Origin of the sequence: Pseudomonas sp. PARCl1 (genome assembly GCF_947311875.1) — a bacterium.
In the GTDB taxonomy this organism is placed as follows: domain Bacteria; phylum Pseudomonadota; class Gammaproteobacteria; order Pseudomonadales; family Pseudomonadaceae; genus Aquipseudomonas; species Aquipseudomonas juntendi.
This window is the reverse complement of record NZ_CAMZMX010000017.1, coordinates 1-16,390: the sequence shown is the minus strand read 5'-3', so window position 1 is coordinate 16,390 and position 16,390 is coordinate 1. Positions and strand designations below refer to the sequence as shown.

At 64.1% G+C, this 16,390-nt stretch carries 18 protein-coding genes and 3 pseudogenes; 16 read left to right on the top strand and 5 right to left on the bottom strand.

The genetic code is table 11. The annotated features are described in order from the left end of the window. Window positions 1-11: 11 nt before the first annotated feature. Both QME24_RS11760 and QME24_RS11755 read right to left on the bottom strand, forming a co-directional pair. The gene (locus tag QME24_RS11760) at window positions 12-365 is read right to left on the bottom strand and encodes an EscU/YscU/HrcU family type III secretion system export apparatus switch protein (RefSeq protein ID WP_054881293.1); all 354 of its coding nucleotides are present in this window, start codon (window positions 363-365) and stop codon (window positions 12-14) included. After that, window positions 362-1,918: a flagellar hook-length control protein FliK gene (locus tag QME24_RS11755; RefSeq protein WP_054881294.1), complete on the bottom strand. Its 1,557-nt coding sequence runs from the start codon at window positions 1,916-1,918 to the stop codon at window positions 362-364. Before QME24_RS11755 ends, QME24_RS11760 begins: the two co-directional genes overlap by 4 nt. A 183-nt stretch (window positions 1,919-2,101) precedes the next feature. Between QME24_RS11755 and ccmA the strand changes: the two genes are divergently transcribed. The 15 genes and pseudogenes from ccmA to QME24_RS11680 form a co-directional block, all read left to right on the top strand. Further along, window positions 2,102-2,734 carry a cytochrome c biogenesis heme-transporting ATPase CcmA gene (ccmA, locus tag QME24_RS11750; RefSeq protein WP_054881295.1) on the top strand — a complete coding sequence of 211 codons (633 nt, stop codon included), beginning with the start codon at window positions 2,102-2,104 and terminating at the stop codon, window positions 2,732-2,734. Continuing rightward, on the top strand, window positions 2,731-3,399 hold the full coding sequence (ccmB, locus tag QME24_RS11745) for a heme exporter protein CcmB (protein WP_029885661.1): 669 nt from the start codon (window positions 2,731-2,733) through the stop codon (window positions 3,397-3,399). Before ccmA ends, ccmB begins: the two co-directional genes overlap by 4 nt. A gap of 46 nt (window positions 3,400-3,445) precedes the next feature. Beyond that, on the top strand, window positions 3,446-4,213 hold the full coding sequence (locus QME24_RS11740) for a heme ABC transporter permease (RefSeq protein ID WP_054881296.1): 768 nt from the start codon (window positions 3,446-3,448) through the stop codon (window positions 4,211-4,213). Next, on the top strand, window positions 4,210-4,386 hold the full coding sequence (gene ccmD, locus QME24_RS11735) for a heme exporter protein CcmD (protein WP_009681933.1): 177 nt from the start codon (window positions 4,210-4,212) through the stop codon (window positions 4,384-4,386). Before QME24_RS11740 ends, ccmD begins: the two co-directional genes overlap by 4 nt. Further along, window positions 4,383-4,838 (top strand): cytochrome c maturation protein CcmE, encoded by a 456-nt coding sequence (gene ccmE, locus QME24_RS11730; RefSeq protein WP_009681934.1) that lies wholly within the window; start codon window positions 4,383-4,385, stop codon window positions 4,836-4,838. The genes ccmD and ccmE overlap by 4 nt, the downstream gene beginning before the upstream one ends. Window positions 4,839-4,849: 11 nt before the next feature. After that, entirely contained in the window at window positions 4,850-6,823 is a 1,974-nt protein-coding gene (locus QME24_RS11725) for a heme lyase CcmF/NrfE family subunit (protein ID WP_172828403.1), read from the top strand. Beyond that, on the top strand, window positions 6,820-7,356 hold the full coding sequence (locus QME24_RS11720) for a DsbE family thiol:disulfide interchange protein (RefSeq protein ID WP_054881297.1): 537 nt from the start codon (window positions 6,820-6,822) through the stop codon (window positions 7,354-7,356). The genes QME24_RS11725 and QME24_RS11720 overlap by 4 nt, the downstream gene beginning before the upstream one ends. Continuing rightward, window positions 7,353-7,829, top strand: coding sequence for a cytochrome c-type biogenesis protein (locus QME24_RS11715; RefSeq protein ID WP_054881298.1), 477 nt, complete (start codon window positions 7,353-7,355; stop codon window positions 7,827-7,829). Before QME24_RS11720 ends, QME24_RS11715 begins: the two co-directional genes overlap by 4 nt. Beyond that, on the top strand, window positions 7,822-9,018 hold the full coding sequence (gene ccmI, locus QME24_RS11710) for a c-type cytochrome biogenesis protein CcmI (RefSeq protein WP_280091440.1): 1,197 nt from the start codon (window positions 7,822-7,824) through the stop codon (window positions 9,016-9,018). Before QME24_RS11715 ends, ccmI begins: the two co-directional genes overlap by 8 nt. A gap of 12 nt (window positions 9,019-9,030) precedes the next feature. Further along, window positions 9,031-9,447 carry a hypothetical protein gene (locus QME24_RS11705; protein WP_054881300.1) on the top strand — a complete coding sequence of 139 codons (417 nt, stop codon included), beginning with the start codon at window positions 9,031-9,033 and terminating at the stop codon, window positions 9,445-9,447. A 119-nt stretch (window positions 9,448-9,566) separates the two neighbouring features. Further along, window positions 9,567-9,695, top strand: a pseudogene (locus QME24_RS11700) (2-hydroxyacid dehydrogenase); the annotation flags it as partial. Between the two features lie 131 nt (window positions 9,696-9,826). Then, window positions 9,827-10,615 carry a PhzF family phenazine biosynthesis protein gene (locus tag QME24_RS11695; RefSeq protein ID WP_054881302.1) on the top strand — a complete coding sequence of 263 codons (789 nt, stop codon included), beginning with the start codon at window positions 9,827-9,829 and terminating at the stop codon, window positions 10,613-10,615. 164 nt (window positions 10,616-10,779) lie between these two features. Then, window positions 10,780-11,187 (top strand): GFA family protein, encoded by a 408-nt coding sequence (locus QME24_RS11690; RefSeq protein ID WP_054881320.1) that lies wholly within the window; start codon window positions 10,780-10,782, stop codon window positions 11,185-11,187. A gap of 145 nt (window positions 11,188-11,332) precedes the next feature. Beyond that, entirely contained in the window at window positions 11,333-11,671 is a 339-nt protein-coding gene (locus QME24_RS11685; protein ID WP_232892642.1) for an FKBP-type peptidyl-prolyl cis-trans isomerase, read from the top strand. Window positions 11,672-11,681: 10 nt separating this feature from the next. Continuing rightward, a pseudogene (locus QME24_RS11680) lies at window positions 11,682-11,786 on the top strand (histidine phosphatase family protein); the annotation flags it as partial. Between the two features lie 178 nt (window positions 11,787-11,964). Here QME24_RS11680 and QME24_RS11675 read toward each other — a convergent pair. The 3 genes and pseudogenes from QME24_RS11675 to QME24_RS11665 all read right to left on the bottom strand — a co-directional run bounded on the left by QME24_RS11675 (window position 11,965) and on the right by QME24_RS11665 (window position 15,161). Next, complete coding sequence (locus QME24_RS11675; RefSeq protein ID WP_232892641.1) at window positions 11,965-12,693, bottom strand: aspartate/glutamate racemase family protein; 729 nt, start codon at window positions 12,691-12,693, stop codon at window positions 11,965-11,967. 16 nt (window positions 12,694-12,709) lie between these two features. Then, window positions 12,710-14,152: pseudogene (locus tag QME24_RS11670) on the bottom strand (NCS1 family nucleobase:cation symporter-1); the annotation flags it as partial. A gap of 559 nt (window positions 14,153-14,711) precedes the next feature. Next, window positions 14,712-15,161: an Lrp/AsnC family transcriptional regulator gene (locus tag QME24_RS11665; RefSeq protein WP_232892639.1), complete on the bottom strand. Its 450-nt coding sequence runs from the start codon at window positions 15,159-15,161 to the stop codon at window positions 14,712-14,714. A 133-nt stretch (window positions 15,162-15,294) separates the two neighbouring features. Here QME24_RS11665 and QME24_RS11660 point away from each other — a divergent pair, with 133 nt between their 5' ends. Continuing rightward, complete coding sequence (locus tag QME24_RS11660; protein ID WP_280091441.1) at window positions 15,295-16,194, top strand: DMT family transporter; 900 nt, start codon at window positions 15,295-15,297, stop codon at window positions 16,192-16,194. The last annotated feature ends 196 nt before the right edge of the window (window positions 16,195-16,390 follow it).

Below are 16,390 nucleotides of genomic sequence, written 5' to 3'. Positions count from 1 at the left end.
CCGGTCAAGTGCTAATTAATGCTGTCATCCCCTGGCAGCACGTTCATCGGCGAAGGCGCAGGGGTAATGTCGCGCTCGCCCGGCGGTTCGTCGTCGAAGCCCACGGGCACCTTGCCACGCAGTTGCCAGGCAAAGGCGATGATTTCGGCGATGGTCAGGTACAGCGCCTCAGGGATCTGCTCGCCCAGTTCCAGGCGCGCCAGCAAGCGTACGAGTTCGGCGTTTTCATAGATCGGAACCTCGTGCTCGCGGGCCAGGGCCAGTATGGCCTCGGCTACGCTGTCGTCACCTTTGGCCGTCAGGCTCGGCGCCTGCTGGCCATCGTAGCTCAAGGCAATGGCCTGGCGGGGTTGTTGGTCGTTCATGCGTTTTCGTCCACCCAGCGTTGTTCTACTCGGGTACGGGGCCCTTGCGGTGGGATGCCCGCGCGGCATTCCAGGTCGCCGACCTCCAGGCCGCGGGCAAGCAAGCGTTCGCGCAGGCTGCCCAGCTGGCTGTCGATCAGGCGCGCCGTCGGCTCGCGCTCGGCCCACAGCTGGCCCGACAGCTGCCCTTGATTCAACTGGGCCTGGACCTGCATGGGGCCCAGCGGGGGCAGGTCGAAAGCCAGGTCGATACGCCAAAGGGCTCGCAGCGAGTCTGCTGCTTCCTTTTCACGATCGGCCTGCTGGCGCGGCGTTTCTTCGCGCTGCAGTTTGACCTGCAAGGGAATGAACTCCTGGCCGTGGCGAATCGGCACTTCGGTTTGCCACGTGGTCTGCAGGTTGCCGTTTTCCAGTGTGCCGCTTTGTTGCAGGCTGCTCATGGCGTGGCTCTGCAGGCGGGAAATGGCCGCAGCGGCCAGGCGCAGCAGCTGTTGCAGGTCGCCTTCGTCTTCCAGCGCATTCAGCAACCGCGACGGCAGCGGGAATGCCCCGGGCTGTGGCTTGGGGCTGACCCGTTCGAGCAGGCCCAGGGCTCCGCGTGCCACGGCGGGCATGGTCACGGCCAGGCTGTCCGGAGCCAGGCTTGGCGTGCCGGGCGGCAGGTTCGGTGCCTGCGCCACCAGCCGCAGCAGGTGGGCCTTGAGGTCGGTGGCGACAGCGGCTGGGTAGCCCCCCAGCAATTTTGCTTCAAGGAAGGCGCCGCTGTTGCCCAGGGCTTGTGCCACGCCTTTGGCGTCCGCCAGTTGCCGTACGTCCGGCAGGCCGGCCAGCAGGCGTTCGGCGCTGGCGCGCAGGTCGCCAGGGGCATCGGCGCTGCGGGTGAGCTGCTGCAGCGCGTCGAGCAGGCCGGACAGCGAGGCCTGGCGGTTCTGTTGGGTCATTAGCTGCTGAGCGATGCTCAGTTGGTCCTGCCTGCCGCTCAGTGGTACGAAGCGCAGTGACTGATCACCTTGCACCAGCGCGCTGAGCAGGCTGCCAACCGCCAGCGGGCGCGGGCTGTCGACGCTCAGGGTGGCGCCGGCCTGGGCGCTGTTGAGCAAACTGATCAGTGCCCGATAGACCGGCGCCTGCCCAGGCGCCTGGGCCAATGCCTGGTTGGTCAGGACCTTGCCTTGCAGGAGCGTGCCGACAGGTACCTCGCGGGTATCCAGGCGGGTCAGGGTGGCGACCTGGCTGGCTGTGGCCTGCTGCAATAAAATGGCCAGGCGATTGCCTTCGGTCTGGCTGACGGTAACCTGGCTACCTGGGGCGAGGGGTTGGCCGGCGCTGGCCTGCAGTTGGGTCTGTGCGCCGTTGGCCTGGACCAGCCGCAGGAGCAGCTGGAACTCCTGGCCGCTCTGGCGCAACGCCAGCACTTGGGCTTGCGCGGTTTCGCCGGGCGCCAGCAAACCAGGCTGGGGCTGGACCAGGCGCAGGACCTCGCCGGTCATGGCCGCCTTGGTGGCTTGGTTGCCAAGCGCAGTTTGTGCGCCGAGACTATTGATTTCAGTCATGATTGTATACAACCTGTCGGACCCGGCCTCTTGGCAGCGCAGCGGCGCGTGCAATAATGCCGACCGCCCGTGGTTGCCAGTATAACGGCAGCGCACCGGGCGACTTGAGACACGGGCTTCAGGTTGGCTCGCCTGCCAACCAGGCAACACCGACCTGAGGCCCTCTACACATAAGGCGAAACCGTGACCTTCCACCTCCAAGCCGCAGGCCTGGCCTGCGAGCGCGACTGGCGCCTGCTGTTCGAGCAACTCGATTTCGAACTGGGCGCGGGCGACATGCTGCAGATCAGTGGGCCCAACGGCAGTGGCAAGACCAGCCTGCTGCGCCTGTTGGCCGGGCTGATGCAGCCAACCGCCGGGCAGATTCTGCTGGGGGGCAAGCCGTTGGCTGAGCAGCGTCATGCCATGGCCAGCCTCCTGCTATGGATTGGCCATGCCGCCGGCATCAAGGACCTGCTGACCGCCGAGGAAAACCTCACCTGGCTGTGCGCCCTGCATCAACCGGCCAGCCGCGACGCTATCTGGGCGGCGCTGGCGGCGGTGGGCCTGCGCGGGTTCGAAGACGTGCCTTGCCACACCCTGTCGGCCGGCCAGCAGCGCCGCGTGGCCCTGGCCCGCTTGCACCTGGCCGGGCCGCCGCTGTGGATTCTCGATGAGCCGTTCACCGCCCTCGACAAGGAAGGCGTGGCGCAACTGGAAGCACACCTGGCGGCGCACTGCGAGCAAGGCGGCACCGTCGTGCTGACCACCCACCATACGCTGACGCGCAAGCCAGGCGGTTACCGTGAACTGAACCTGGGGCAATGGGCGGCATGAGCGTATTCATCCTGTTGCTGCGCCGTGAAGCGCGCCTGTTGTTCCGGCGCCCGGCCGAATTGGCCAACCCGCTGGTGTTCTTCGCCATCGTCGTTGCCCTGTTCCCGCTGGCGGTTGGCCCCGAGAGCCAATTGTTGCAAACCTTGTCGCCTGGCCTGGTGTGGGTGGCCGCGTTGCTGGCGGTGCTGCTGTCGCTGGACGGCCTGTTCCGCAGTGATTTCGAGGACGGCTCGCTGGAGCAGTGGGTGCTGTCGCCGCACCCGCTGGCGCTGCTGGTGCTGGCCAAGGTGCTGGCGCACTGGATCTTTTCCGGGCTGGCGCTGGTATTGTTGGCGCCGCTGCTGGCCTTGATGCTCGGCTTGCCCGGCCATTGCCTGCCGGTGCTGCTTGCTTCACTGCTGCTGGGTACGCCAGTGCTGAGCTTGCTGGGTGCGGTAGGCGCGGCGCTGACCGTTGGCCTCAAGCGCGGTGGTTTGTTACTGGCGTTGCTGATTTTGCCGTTGTATATCCCTGTATTGATCCTGGGCAGTGGTGCGTTGCAAGCGGCGTTGCAGAATATGCCGGCAACCGGCCATTTGCTCTGGCTCGCCAGCCTCACCGCCCTGGCCGTGACCCTGGCACCCTTTGCGATAGCGGCCGGGCTGAAGATCAGCGTCGGCGAATAACGAGTCCCGGGCTCTCAAGCCCGGCAAATACCCTGGATGTACCCTGATGAAAATAAGCTGGACGTGGTTCCACAAGCTGGGCTCCCCGAAATGGTTCTATGCCATCAGCGGCCGCATGCTCCCATGGCTGGCCTCTGCCGCCGTGCTTCTGCTGCTGGTCGGCATCACCTGGGGCCTGGCCTTCGCCCCCCAGGACTACCAGCAAGGCAACAGCTTCCGCATCATCTATATCCACGTGCCGGCGGCGATGCTGGCGCAGTCCTGCTATGTGCTGCTGGCCGTGGCCGGGGTGGTGGGGCTGGTGTGGAAGATGAAGCTGGCCGATGTCGCCCTGCAATGTGCCGCCCCGATCGGCGCCTGGATGACCGCGGTGGCGCTGGTCACCGGTGCCATCTGGGGCAAGCCGACCTGGGGCAGTTGGTGGGTGTGGGATGCCCGACTTACGTCCATGCTTATCCTGCTGTTCCTGTACTTCGGCATTATTGCGCTGGGCCAGGCGATCAGTAATCGTGACAGCGCCGCCAAAGCCTGTGCGGTGCTGGCGATCGTCGGCGTGGTGAACATCCCGATCATCAAGTACTCGGTGGAGTGGTGGAACACGCTGCACCAGGGCGCCACCTTCACCCTCACCGAAAAACCGGCGATGCCGGCAGAAATGTGGCTGCCGCTGCTGTGCACGGCGCTGGGTTTCTACTGCTTCTTCGGCGCTGTGCTGCTGCTGCGCATGCGCCTGGAAGTGTTAAAGCGCGAGGCGCGCGCCAGTTGGGTCAAGGACGAAGTCTTGAACAGCCTTGGGCGGAGGGCCGCACCATGAGCTTTGCCACCTTCGGCGAATTCCTTGCCATGGGCCACCACGGCCTGTACGTGTGGTCCGCCTATGGCATCTGCCTGGTGGTGCTGGCGCTGAATGTCGCCGCGCCGCTGCTGGCTCGCCGTCGCTACCTGCAAGAAGAGGCGCGCCGTTTGCGCCGGGAGAACAACCAGTGAATCCGCAGCGCAAGAAACGCCTGTTGCTCATCGCCGGCCTGTTGGTCGGCGTCGGGGTTGCCGTCGGCTTTGCCTTGAGCGCACTGCAGCAGAACATCAACCTGTTCTATACCCCCACTCAAATTGCCAATGGCGAAGCGCCGCTGGACACCCGTATCCGCGCGGGCGGCATGGTCGAGAAAGGCTCTGTGCAACGCTCGTCCGACTCGCTGGACGTACGCTTCGTGGTCACCGACTTCAACAAATCGGTGCCAATCACCTACCGCGGCATTCTGCCCGACCTGTTCCGCGAAGGGCAGGGCATCGTCGCCCTGGGCAAGCTCAATGACCAGGGCGTGGTGGTAGCCGATGAAGTCCTGGCCAAGCATGACGAGAAATATATGCCGCCCGAGGTTACCAAGGCCCTCAAGGAAAGCGGCCAGGCAGCCGCTGGCGGGGGGAGCAAGCCATGAACGCCGCACTGGTGATACCTGAACTGGGCCAGCTGGCGATGATCCTGGCCATCTGCTTTGCAGCTGTGCAGGCCAGCGTGCCGCTGCTTGGCGCCTGGCGCGGCGACAGCCTGTGGATGAGCCTGGCACGGCCTGCGGCCTGGGGGCAGTTCGCGTTCCTGGCGTTCGCCTTCGCCTGCCTGACCCACGCCTTCATGACCGACAACTTTTCGGTGGCCTACGTGGCCAGCAACTCCAACAGCGCCTTGCCGTGGTACTACAAGTTCAGCGCCGTGTGGGGCGCCCACGAAGGCTCTTTGCTGTTGTGGGCGCTGATTCTCGGTGGCTGGACCTTTGCCGTGTCGGTGTTCTCGCGGCAGTTGCCGCAGGTGATGCTGGCCCGCGTGCTGGCAGTGATGGGCATGATCAGCGTAGGTTTCCTGAGCTTTCTGATCATCACCTCCAACCCGTTCCAGCGCATGCTGCCGCAGGTGCCGACCGACGGCCGCGACCTCAACCCGCTGCTGCAGGACTTCGGCCTGATCGTGCACCCGCCCATGCTGTACATGGGCTACGTGGGCTTCTCGGTGGCCTTTGCCTTCGCCATCGCCGCCTTGCTCGGTGGCCGCCTGGATGCCGCCTGGGCGCGCTGGTCGCGGCCATGGACCATCGTCGCCTGGGCGTTTCTGGGGGTGGGCATTACCCTGGGCTCATGGTGGGCCTACTATGAACTGGGCTGGGGTGGCTGGTGGTTCTGGGACCCGGTGGAAAACGCCTCGTTCATGCCCTGGCTGGTGGGCACTGCGCTGATCCACTCGCTGGCGGTGACCGAAAAGCGCGGGGTGTTCAAGAGCTGGACCGTGCTCCTGGCGATTGCCGCGTTCTCGCTGAGCCTGCTGGGCACCTTCCTGGTGCGTTCCGGCGTGCTGACCTCGGTGCACGCGTTTGCCGCAGACCCGTCGCGGGGCATTTTCATCCTGATCTTCCTGCTGTTCGTGGTCGGGGGGTCGCTGACCTTGTTCGCCCTGCGCGCGCCGGTGGTCAAAAGCCAGGTGGGCTTTGCCCTGTGGTCGCGGGAAACACTGCTGCTGGCCAATAACCTGGTGCTGGTGGTGGCGGCATCCATGATCCTGCTCGGCACCCTTTACCCCCTGGTGCTCGATGCCCTTACCGGGGCCAAGTTGTCGGTGGGCCCACCGTATTTCAATGCGTTGTTCCTGCCGTTGATGGCGCTGCTGATGGTGGTGTTGAGCATTGGCGTGGTGGTGCGCTGGAAGGACACCCCGGGCAAATGGCTGGTGAGCATGATGAGCCCGGTGCTGGTGGGCAGCGCCATCCTTGCACCGCTGGCCGGCCTGATCGTCGATGACTTCGACTGGCCGACGCTGACTGCCTTCGCCCTGGCTGCCTGGGTGGTGCTCGGCGGGCTGCGTGACATCCTCGACAAGACGCGCCACAAGGGGCTGGTCAAGGGCCTGCCGGGGCTGGGCCGCAGTTACTGGGGCATGCAGCTGGCGCACCTGGGCCTGGCGGTGTGCGCGCTGGGCGTGGTGTTGTCGAGCAACAACAGCGCCGAACGCGACCTGCGCATGGCGCCGGGCGAGAGCGTCGAGTTGGGTGGCTACCACTTCCTGTTCGAAGGTGCCAAGCACTTCGAAGGGCCCAACTTCATCTCCGACAAAGGCACGATCGTGGTCAGCCGCGATGGCCGGGCTGTGACCACCCTGCACCCGGAAAAACGCCTGTACACCGTGCAGCAGTCGATGATGACCGAAGCCGGCATCGATGCCGGCTTCACCCGCGACCTGTACGTGGCCCTCGGCGAGCCGCTGGAGAACGGCGCCTGGGCGGTGCGCGTGCATATCAAGCCTTATGTCCGCTGGATCTGGCTGGGCGGTCTGTTGACTGGCCTGGGCGGGTTGCTGGCGGCCCTCGACCGGCGCTACCGCGTCAAGGTCAAGACCCGGGTGCGTGAAGCCCTGGGCGTGTCTGGAGCAGCTGCATGAAGCGTTGGATCATGGTAGTGCCCCTGGCAGTGTTCCTGCTGGTGGCGGTGTTTCTCTACAAGGGCTTGTTCCTCAAGCCAGACGAGCTGCCCTCGGCAATGATCGGCAAAGCGTTCCCGGCGTTTTCCCTGGCCTCGACCCAGGGCGACCGTACCCTGACCGAGGCTGACCTGCACGGCCGCCCGGCACTGGTCAACGTGTGGGCCACCTGGTGCCCGTCGTGCAAGGTGGAGCACCCGTACCTGAACCAGCTGGCGCAGCAGGGCGTGGTGATTCACGGGGTCAACTACAAGGACGACAACGCCGCAGCGCGCAAATGGCTGGCCGATTTCCACAACCCCTACCAGCTGGACATCCGTGACGAGCAGGGCAGCCTGGGCCTGGACCTGGGGGTGTACGGCGCGCCGGAAACATTCCTGATCGATGCCAAGGGCATCATCCGCTACAAGCATGTGGGCATCGTCGATGCCACGGTGTGGCGTGAGCAGCTGGCGCCGCTGTATCAGGGCCTGGTCGACGAGGCCACACCATGAGGCGTTGGCTGGCAGCGGTGCTGCTAGGCATGAGCCTGGCCAGTGTAGCCAAGGCGGCCATCGATACCTACCAGTTCCGCGACGAGGCAGAGCGCCAGCGTTACCAGGCGTTGACCAAGGAACTGCGCTGCCCCAAGTGCCAGAACCAGGACATTGCCGACTCCAACGCCCCCATCGCTGCCGACCTGCGCCGGGAGATCTTCCGCATGCTGGGCGAGGGCAAGAGCAACCAGCAGATCGTGGACTTCATGGTCGACCGCTATGGCGATTTCGTGCGCTACAAGCCGGCGCTCAGTGGTCGCACCTGGCTGCTGTGGTTCGGCCCAGGGCTGCTGCTGGTGGGCGGGTTCGTGGTGTTGGCGCTGATCGTGCGCCGGCGCCGTGGCAGTGCCACGCCAGGCACCGATGCATTGTCTGCTGAAGAACGCGAGCGTCTCGCCAAACTGCTGGAAAAAGAACCGACCCATGATTGAATTCTGGCTTAGCGCGGGCCTGTTGTTGCTCGCTGCCCTCAGCTTCCTGCTGATTCCGATCCTGCGTGGCCGTCGTCGCCAACAGGAAGAAGACCGTACCGCCCTGAACGTGGCCTTGTATCAGGAGCGGGTCGCCGAACTGGCTGCGCAGCAGGCTGCCGGGGTACTGGACGCAGCGCAGTTGGCCCAGGGCCGCGACGAAGCCGCCCGTGAGCTGCTGGCCGACACCGAGGGCGCTGACGCCCCGCGCCAAGGCCACCTGGGCAAGGCACTCCCCCTGCTGGCCGCGGTGTTGGTGCCGGTGCTGGCGTTGGGGTTGTACCTGCATTTCGGCGCAGCCGACAAGGTGGCCCTGACCCAGGAGTTTGCCCAGGCGCCGAAGTCGATGGAGGAAATGACCACGCGCCTGGAGCGTGTGGTACAAGCCCAGCCAGACTCGGCCGAAGCCGTGTACTTCCTCGGCCGTGCCTACATGGCCGAGCAGCGCCCGGCAGATGCTGCGCGTACCTTTGAACGTGCCGTGGCCCTGGCCGGGCGTCAGCCAGAGCTGCTGGGGCAGTGGGCGCAAGCCCTGTATTTTGCTGCTGACAAACAGTGGAGCCCGCAGCTGCAGGCCCTCACCGACGAAGCCTTGAAGGCCGACCCCAACGAAGTTACCAGCCTGGGGCTGCGCGGTATCGCCGCTTTCGAAGGCGAGCGTTACCAGCAAGCCATCGATTACTGGCAGCGTTTGCTGGCGCAGTTGCCCGAGGGCGATGCATCGCGTGCGGCATTGCAAGGCGGCATCGACCGCGCTGCCGAGCGCCTGGGCAGCTCGCCGGCGCGGGCGAACGAACCCGCGCCGGTCGCTGCGCGCCTGAAGGTGCGGGTGGAACTGGCGGCGGCGTTGCGGGACAAGGTCAAGCCGGACGACACGGTGTTCATCTTCGCCCGCGCCAGCAATGGCCCACCGATGCCGTTGGCGGCCAAGCGGGTGACAGTGGCGCAGTTGCCGATCGAGGTGGAGCTGTCTGATGCGGACGCGATGATGCCGCAGATGAAACTGTCCGACTTTGCCGAAGTCCAACTGATGGCACGTGTGTCGCGTGCTGGCCAGCCGACCCAAGGTGAGTGGATCGGCCAAGGTGCACCCCTGTCCAGCGCGACTAAGTCTACCCAACACCTGACCATCGACAGCCCCGATCCGTAAGAGAGCAATGCCATGCACAGCGCCGTCCGCCTGACCCTGATTACCCTGGCCCTGGGTTTGTCTGCGTGTACGACGCAGCAGCCCTACGAGCACCCCGAGCCGCCGATAGAGCGGGTGCCGCCCCAGGGGCCGGTGGTCAAGCCATTGCCCGGCGGCCAGCCTTCTACCCAGCCAGGCAAGCCGGCGGCCATTCCCAAGCCGATGCCGCGCACCTCGGCCAGCTTCGCGCCACCGCCGGGTGGTGCCAGCCACTGGGATCCGAAACTGGGCGTCTATGTGCTGGATAAACAACCCAACACGTTCTACCGGCAGCGCACCTACTACCGCTTCGACAATGGTTGGAGCTGGTCGCTGAGCCCGAATGGCCCTTGGCAGGAAACCGACAGCAGCGGGGTGCCAGGTGGGTTGGGGCGTGCATTCGCGCAGTAGCGCTTTTCCAAGACCCACGCTCCGCCGGGGTACCCGTACAGTACAGTTCAACCCGCAAATAGCGATTGACTGTACTGTAGTGTGAGTCCGCATAATGCCTCTTCGCGAACGGAGGTGGCATGCACAAGACAGTCCTGGTACTGGCGGAAACCGTCGATGATTACCTGCCTTTGCTGGAGCAGGCCGGTTACCGACTGATCCGTGCCCCATCACCCCAACAGCGGGCTGATGCCATTGGGCGCCACGCCAAACACACCCAGGCCCTGGTGCTGCGCAAGCTGCAGACATTCTTTGCCGGTGAGCCGGTATTGACGCCGGTACGCCCGTAACCCTATTCAGACATCTGCCTGGCAGCGCCCAGGCAACAAGGAGCGTGTGCATGCAACTCGAGATCTTCCAGGTCGATGCCTTTTCCGCTGAGCCGTTCGGCGGCAACCCGGCAGCGGTGATTCCCCTGCAAAGCTGGCTGCCGGACGATGTACTGCAACGCATTGCCGAAGAGAACAACCTGTCGGAAACCGCCTATTTCGTGCGCAATGGCGAAACCTACGACCTGCGCTGGTTCACCCCGGCCGTGGAAGTCGACCTGTGCGGCCACGCCACCTTGGCCTCGGCCTACGTGCTGTTCGAACAACTGGGCGAGCAGGCGCAGGTGCTGCGTTTCAATACCCGCAGTGGCGAACTGCGCGTCAGCCGCGGTGCGGACGGCCTGTTGGCCATGGACTTCCCGGCCAAGCAGCCACTCGCCGAAGACATGCCGCAGGGCCTGCTGCAAGCGCTGGGCCTGAGCCAGGCGCAGGCGCTGTACCGCAGTGACGACTATGTGGTGGTGATCGATGACGCATTGCTGCTCGATACCCTGAAGCCAGACTTCGTTGCACTGTCGGCCTTCGATGTGCGCGGCATTGCCGTGACTGCAGCAGGGCGTGGTTTTGATTTTGTCACCCGCTGGTTCGGCCCCAACGTGGGTGTGAACGAAGACCCGGTGACGGGTTCGGCGCATACCTCGCTCGCGCCAGTGTGGGCCGAGCGGCTGGGCAAGCAGGTGCTGGCGTGCGAGCAGGGCGGGGCGCGCAAAGGGCAGTTGCTGTGTGAAGTACCGGGTAATGGCCGGGTGATCATCAGCGGGCGGGCGGCGTTGTACCTGCGCGGAACTGTCTATATTTAACAGGCTGACACCGTCTGCCTGTAGGAGCGGCCTTGTGTCGCGATCGGGCCGCAACGCGGCCCCTCGATTTTCGCGTTGATGCGTCAATCCGGGGGCTGCTTTGCAGCCCGATCGCGACACAAGGCCGCTCCCACATGGCCCAACCCCTGTTCAAGGAGCCAGCCATGGCCCTGGAAAAACACGGCACCTGCCTGTGCGGCGCCACCCGGCTTACCGTCACCGTCGACAATACCCACATCAGCGCCTGCCATTGCAGCATGTGCCGCAAGTGGACCGGTGGCCCGCTGCTGGTGGTTGATTGCAGCAAGCCCCCGTTGATCGAGGGGCGTACACCCAGCGTTTATGACTCGTCGGACTGGGCACAGCGTGCTTTTTGTGGCCAGTGCGGCACGCACTTGTACTACCGGCTCAAGGCCAACGACTTCCATGCCATACCGGTCGGCCTGCTCGAGGGCGACCAGGACTGGGATTTCAACATGCAGATTTTCGTCGAAGAGAAACCCGCCTGGTACTGCTTCGCCAACCAGACCAAGGAACTGACCGGCGAGGAAGTCTTCGAGCAGAACAGCTGATTCAGGCCTGCGCCAGCAGCCACTCGGCAAACATTTGGGCGGTGTGCTGTGGTCGAAGCGCCAGCACGAAACACCACGCGCGCTTGCCAAACCGATGCATTCCTGAGAAAAGGGCGGCTTTGTTTTCAAGCGTTGGAGTATGCCCGTGAGCCAAGAACTGCAGATCATCGAACTGGTCGAGGGGGACGGCAAAGCCGCCGTCAAAGGCGCCCTGATCACTACCCAGTACACTGGCTGGCTGGCCGATGGCAGTGAGTTCGATTCGTCCTGGTCGCGCGGCAAGCCGTTCCAGTGCGTGATCGGCACCGGCCGGTTGATCAAAGGCTGGGACTTGGGCCTGATGGGCATGCGCGTGGGCGGCAAACGCAAGCTGCTGGTACCGGCGCACCTGGGCTATGGCGAGCGCAGTGTGGGGGCGATTCAGCCGAATTCGGCCCTGACCTTCGAGATCGAGTTGCTGGAAGTGCTGACGCGGGATGATTGAGCGGCCGTGGACGCAGGTGTTCCTGCGCCATGCCGAGAAACCGGGCGAGGGCTTGGGCCAGTTGAACTGCCAGGGCCCCAACCGTGCGCTGGACCTGGCCACGCTGCTGCCCGACATGAGGGTTTTAGTCCTTGGCTGTGGCAGTGCAGCGGTTGGCCCAGGTGATGTGTTGGCCTGTGCCGGCCTCTTCGCGGGCACGCCCGCTCCCACAAGATAACCACAAGCCTGAAAGCTGTGGGGGCCCTGTGGGAGCGGGCGTGCCCGCGAAGAGGCCGGTACTGGCAACTAAAGGACTAGCGGCCGAACCGCATCGGCCAACCCACCACCTTCTTCACCCGCGGCGTGGCATAGGTGCGCATCTTGGAGGTACTCAACCCCATGCGCACCAGCGACTCGGCAATGGTCACCGCCGCACTCACCCCATCCACCACCGGCACCCCGGTACGCTGGCGGATCTGCTCGTCCAGCCCGGCCATGCCGCCGCAACCCAGGCAAATCACCTCGGCCTTGTCTTCGCGTACGGCGCGTTCGGCCTGCTCCACAATCGCCTGCACAGCACGCTGTGGGTCGGCTTCCAGCTCCAGTACCGCCAGCCCGCTGGCCCGCACCGAGGCGCAGCGGTCATACAGGCCAGAAAGCTTCAGGCGGTCTTCGATCAGCGGTACGGTCCGGTCCAGGGTCGTTACCACCGAATAAGCATGGCCCAGGTACATTGCCGTGCTGGCAGCGGCATCGGTGATGTCTACCACCGGCACATTCAGCAGCTCCTGCAGGCCTTCGCGGCCGTGTTCGCCATAACCGGCCTGGATCACGGCGTCGTAGGGGCCCTCGTAGGCCAGTACCCGGTCCATCACCGCAATGGCTGCCAGGTAGCTTTCGAAATTGCCTTCCACCGATTCGGCGCCGAACCAGGGGGTGAGGCCGACGATTTCGGTGCCGGGCGCGGCTACCGTACGGGCCTGTTCGGCGATGGCCTCGGTGATGGCTGCGGTGGTGTTGACGTTGGCGATCAGAATACGCATGGGCAGTCTTCCCTGATTAATGGCTGCTGTGGTCGACGGCGATGCACTCGCCGCTGACATCGTGGTACTGGCGGTTGCGCGGCGCGATCAGCAGGTAGAGGGCGGCGGCGATGCCGGCTCCTATCAGCCAGGAAAACGGCGCCACACTGTGGAAGTTGGGCACCAGGGCCAGCACGATGGCCAGCAGTGCGGCCGGCACGAACGCGGCCACGGCGCGCAGGTTGATGCCTTTGCTGTAGTGGTAGGCGCCGGCCGGGTCTTCGCTGTACAGCTGCGGCACGTTGATGCAGCCTTTGCGCAGCAGCCAGTAGTCGGACATGATCACCCCGTACAGCGGGCCGAGCAGGGCGCCCAGCCCCGACAGGAAGTACACGATCACCAGCGGGCTGTTGTACAGGTTCCACGGCAGGATCAGCACCGCCACGGTGGCGCTGATCAGCCCGGCACGGCGGAAGTTCAGGTGGCGCGGCGCCAGGTTGCTGAGCACGAAGGCCGGGGCGACGAAGTTGGCCATGATATTGACCGCCACGGTGACGATCAGGAATGCCAGGCAGCCCAGTACCAGGAAGGGAGTGCTGGGAATGGCGGCGACGATTTGCGTGGGGCTGTCGATGACCTGCCCGTTGATCTGGAATTGCGCACCGCAAAGCACCACGGTGATCACCGCGAACACCAGGATGTTCACCGGCAGCCCCCAGAAATTGCCGACGCGGATGGTCTTGCGGCATGGCGAGGAGCGGGCGAAATCGCAGAAGTTCAGCACCAGGGTGCCGTAGATCGCCAGCCACAGGGCGCCGCCGGCGAAGATGTTGCGCCACATCTCGTAGCCGGTCAGGGGCTCGGCCACCGACCAGGCGATACGCGCGTCAGCCTTGGCGTACATGAACACCGCCAGCGCTGCCACGGTCAGCAAAATCACCGGGCCAGCGAAGCCTTCGTAGCGGCGTACCATTTCCATGCCGTAGGCAAGAATCACCAGCTGCACCAGCCAGATCGCCACGAAACACACCCAGCCCAGGCTCGACAGGCCAAGAATGCTGTCGTGGTCGTAGGCGGCCATGTGCGGCCATACGGCGGTAAGCAGTACCCGCAGCACGACCGAGGCCAGGTAAGTCTGAATGCCGAACCAGGCGATGGCGATGATCGCCCGGATCAGCGCCGGAAGCTGTGCACCATGGATACCGAAGGCGATGCGGCTGATGACCGGGAACGGCACCCCGGTTTTTTGCCCCATGTAACCGGACAAGTTCATGAAGAAGTACACCAGCGCGGCGCCAATGGCCAACGACAACAGAATTTGCCAGCCACCGAGGCCGAGGGCGAACAAGCCCATGGCGAATGAATAGTTGGCAATGTTGTGCACATCGTTGGTCCACAACGCGAAGATGCTATAGCCACCCCAACGCCGGCCTTCGCTTCGCGTGGGGGCAAGGTCGCGGTTATGCAGGCGTGGGCTCAAGGCCAGTTCGGGGTGCTGGCCGGCAAGGGTGGAATTGGGGTGGGTGCTGACGACGGATTGTTCAGGGGCAAGATCGAGGCTGCTACTCATTCCGGCGGGCTCCTGATGCACATGGACTGCGATGAGCGGGCATGCGCACGGGCTCGCCATCTCGTCGATGCAGCGTTGGCATCACAGGGTTGTAGGTGCGGCGGCCGGTAATGGGTCGGCGCCGCAAGTTATTGTGTATTTATGTTTTGTTTAAGTTGTATACAAAACATAAGCACACAAAAGCCATTTCTGTGCCAGATAGAATCCAGTTCTTGGTGGTGGATTTTTTAGGATTGAGTCAGGTGTGGGATAACTAGCTGAAATACAGGCGTTATAAATTGACCATTTGAACAAGTTTATTTTTTGGTTTGCAGGATAACTTGATCAAATGGTCAAAATTAGTTGTTGTGCGGGTGTAACGTATTGGGGCGCCGCTTGGAGAACTGCACACAAAAATGGCACTTAAGGTGACATTCTTGTGTACAAAAAATAGTCAGTCGTTCCCTTTCCCTGCTGGCTGGCCCCTCAGTCAGGGTTGTACTGGCCCCATCGGCGGCAACCGCCGTTTGACCGGGCTCTTCTTGATGATTGCGGTGTTGGTCTCGGCCAACACATTGATGCGGTCTAGCAGGGTGTCCAGCTGCTCCATCGAGCGCACATGCAGCCTGGCGATGAAGCAGTCCTCGCCGGTGACCTTGTCGCATTCGGTGAATTCGGGGATGGCAATGATCTGCCGCTCGACTTCCTGCAATTGCCCGGGCAGTGGGCGGATACGCACGATGGCTTGCAACTGGTAGCCGAAGGCACGTGGGTCGACATTGACCGTGTACCCGCGCAACACGCCACGTTCCTCCAGCCGGCGCAAACGCTCGCCGGCGCTGGGGGCAGACAGCCCACTTACCTGCGCCAGGGCCTTGAGCGAGCGGCGTGAGTCCTCCATCAGCGCGTTGATCAACAGTTGGTCGATGGCGTCGGTCATGTGCACCTCAAAGGGTAGGTCGCGGAATTTGCCTTGATAGTAAAGGCAAAACTATGGCTTTGCCTTGCTAATCGGCTGGAAGGTTGCACGGGGCCCCCTGCATACTGGTGCCATCGACGAGAGGAGGTGTGGGATGGACAATTCATTGCGCCGGGGGTCGCTGGAAATGGTAGCGGCCATGCTGATTTCCGGGACCATCGGCGGGTTCGTGCTGGCGTCCGGCCTGCCGGTACTGGAGGTGGTGTTCTGGCGCTGCGTGTTCGGTGCCGTGACCTTGCTGGTCATCTGTGCCGCGTTCGGCTTTCTGCGCCCCGGCGTGATCAGCCGCCCGGCGCTGCTGCTGGCGATGGCCAGCGGCGTGGCCATCGTCGGCAACTGGTTGCTGTTGTTTGCCTCGTATTCGCGGGCTTCGATTGCCATCGGTACCGCGGTGTACAACGTGCAGCCGTTCATGCTGGTGGGCTTGGCGGCGTTGTTTCTGGGTGAAAAAATCACCTTGGCCAAGCTGAGCTGGCTGAGCGTGGCGTTCCTCGGCATGCTGGCCATCGTCAGTGCCCATGGCGCCGCGCAGGGGGGTGGCGAGGACTACCTGCTGGGCATTGCCCTGGCGCTGGGTGCGGCGCTGCTGTACGCCATCGCGGCATTGATCATCAAGCGGCTCAGCGGTACGCCGCCGCATCTGATCGCGTTGGTCCAGGTGAGCACCGGCGTGGTGTTGCTGGCACCCTGGGCCAAGCTGGGCGGGCTGCCGGGTGAAATGCCGGCGCTGGCCAGTTTGCTGACATTGGGGGTTGTGCACACCGGCCTGATGTATGTGTTGCTGTACAGCGCCATCCAGCGCTTGCCCACGGCGTTGACCGGGGCGTTGTCATTCATCTACCCCATTGCAGCGATCCTGGTCGACTGGGTGGCCTTCGACCACCGCTTGACGCCGCTGCAATGGCTGGGGGTGGCGTTGATCCTGCTGGCGGCGGCAGGGATGCAGCAGGGGTGGTGGTTCAGACCCAAGTCGTTGGTCATCAAGGGCCATTGAGGCCGCGAAGCGCCCTTTCGCAGGCAAGCCAGCTCCCACAGGGATCGCCTTAGGGCTGACAGGTGTTTGCCACAAGGTATGGCAGCGCCTGTTAGAGCGAGCGCCGCCCGCGCGGCGCAATCGCGAGCTGCGCTCGCTCCTACGTTTGTTTCGGGCCAATTATTCCTGTGGGATTCGCGCGCGAACGCCTTGGTGC

Coding starts and splice junctions, on each gene's coding strand:
- QME24_RS11760 (WP_054881293.1), bottom strand. CDS start 365: ATGAACGACCAACAACCCCGCCAGGCCATTGCCTTGAGCTACGATGGC.
- QME24_RS11755 (WP_054881294.1), bottom strand. CDS start 1,918: ATGACTGAAATCAATAGTCTCGGCGCACAAACTGCGCTTGGCAACCAA.
- ccmB (WP_029885661.1), top strand. CDS start 2,731: ATGAGCGTATTCATCCTGTTGCTGCGCCGTGAAGCGCGCCTGTTGTTC.
- QME24_RS11740 (WP_054881296.1), top strand. CDS start 3,446: ATGAAAATAAGCTGGACGTGGTTCCACAAGCTGGGCTCCCCGAAATGG.
- ccmD (WP_009681933.1), top strand. CDS start 4,210: ATGAGCTTTGCCACCTTCGGCGAATTCCTTGCCATGGGCCACCACGGC.
- QME24_RS11720 (WP_054881297.1), top strand. CDS start 6,820: ATGAAGCGTTGGATCATGGTAGTGCCCCTGGCAGTGTTCCTGCTGGTG.
- QME24_RS11715 (WP_054881298.1), top strand. CDS start 7,353: ATGAGGCGTTGGCTGGCAGCGGTGCTGCTAGGCATGAGCCTGGCCAGT.
- ccmI (WP_280091440.1), top strand. CDS start 7,822: ATGATTGAATTCTGGCTTAGCGCGGGCCTGTTGTTGCTCGCTGCCCTC.
- QME24_RS11705 (WP_054881300.1), top strand. CDS start 9,031: ATGCACAGCGCCGTCCGCCTGACCCTGATTACCCTGGCCCTGGGTTTG.
- QME24_RS11695 (WP_054881302.1), top strand. CDS start 9,827: ATGCAACTCGAGATCTTCCAGGTCGATGCCTTTTCCGCTGAGCCGTTC.
- QME24_RS11690 (WP_054881320.1), top strand. CDS start 10,780: ATGGCCCTGGAAAAACACGGCACCTGCCTGTGCGGCGCCACCCGGCTT.
- QME24_RS11675 (WP_232892641.1), bottom strand. CDS start 12,693: ATGCGTATTCTGATCGCCAACGTCAACACCACCGCAGCCATCACCGAG.
- QME24_RS11665 (WP_232892639.1), bottom strand. CDS start 15,161: ATGACCGACGCCATCGACCAACTGTTGATCAACGCGCTGATGGAGGAC.
- QME24_RS11660 (WP_280091441.1), top strand. CDS start 15,295: ATGGACAATTCATTGCGCCGGGGGTCGCTGGAAATGGTAGCGGCCATG.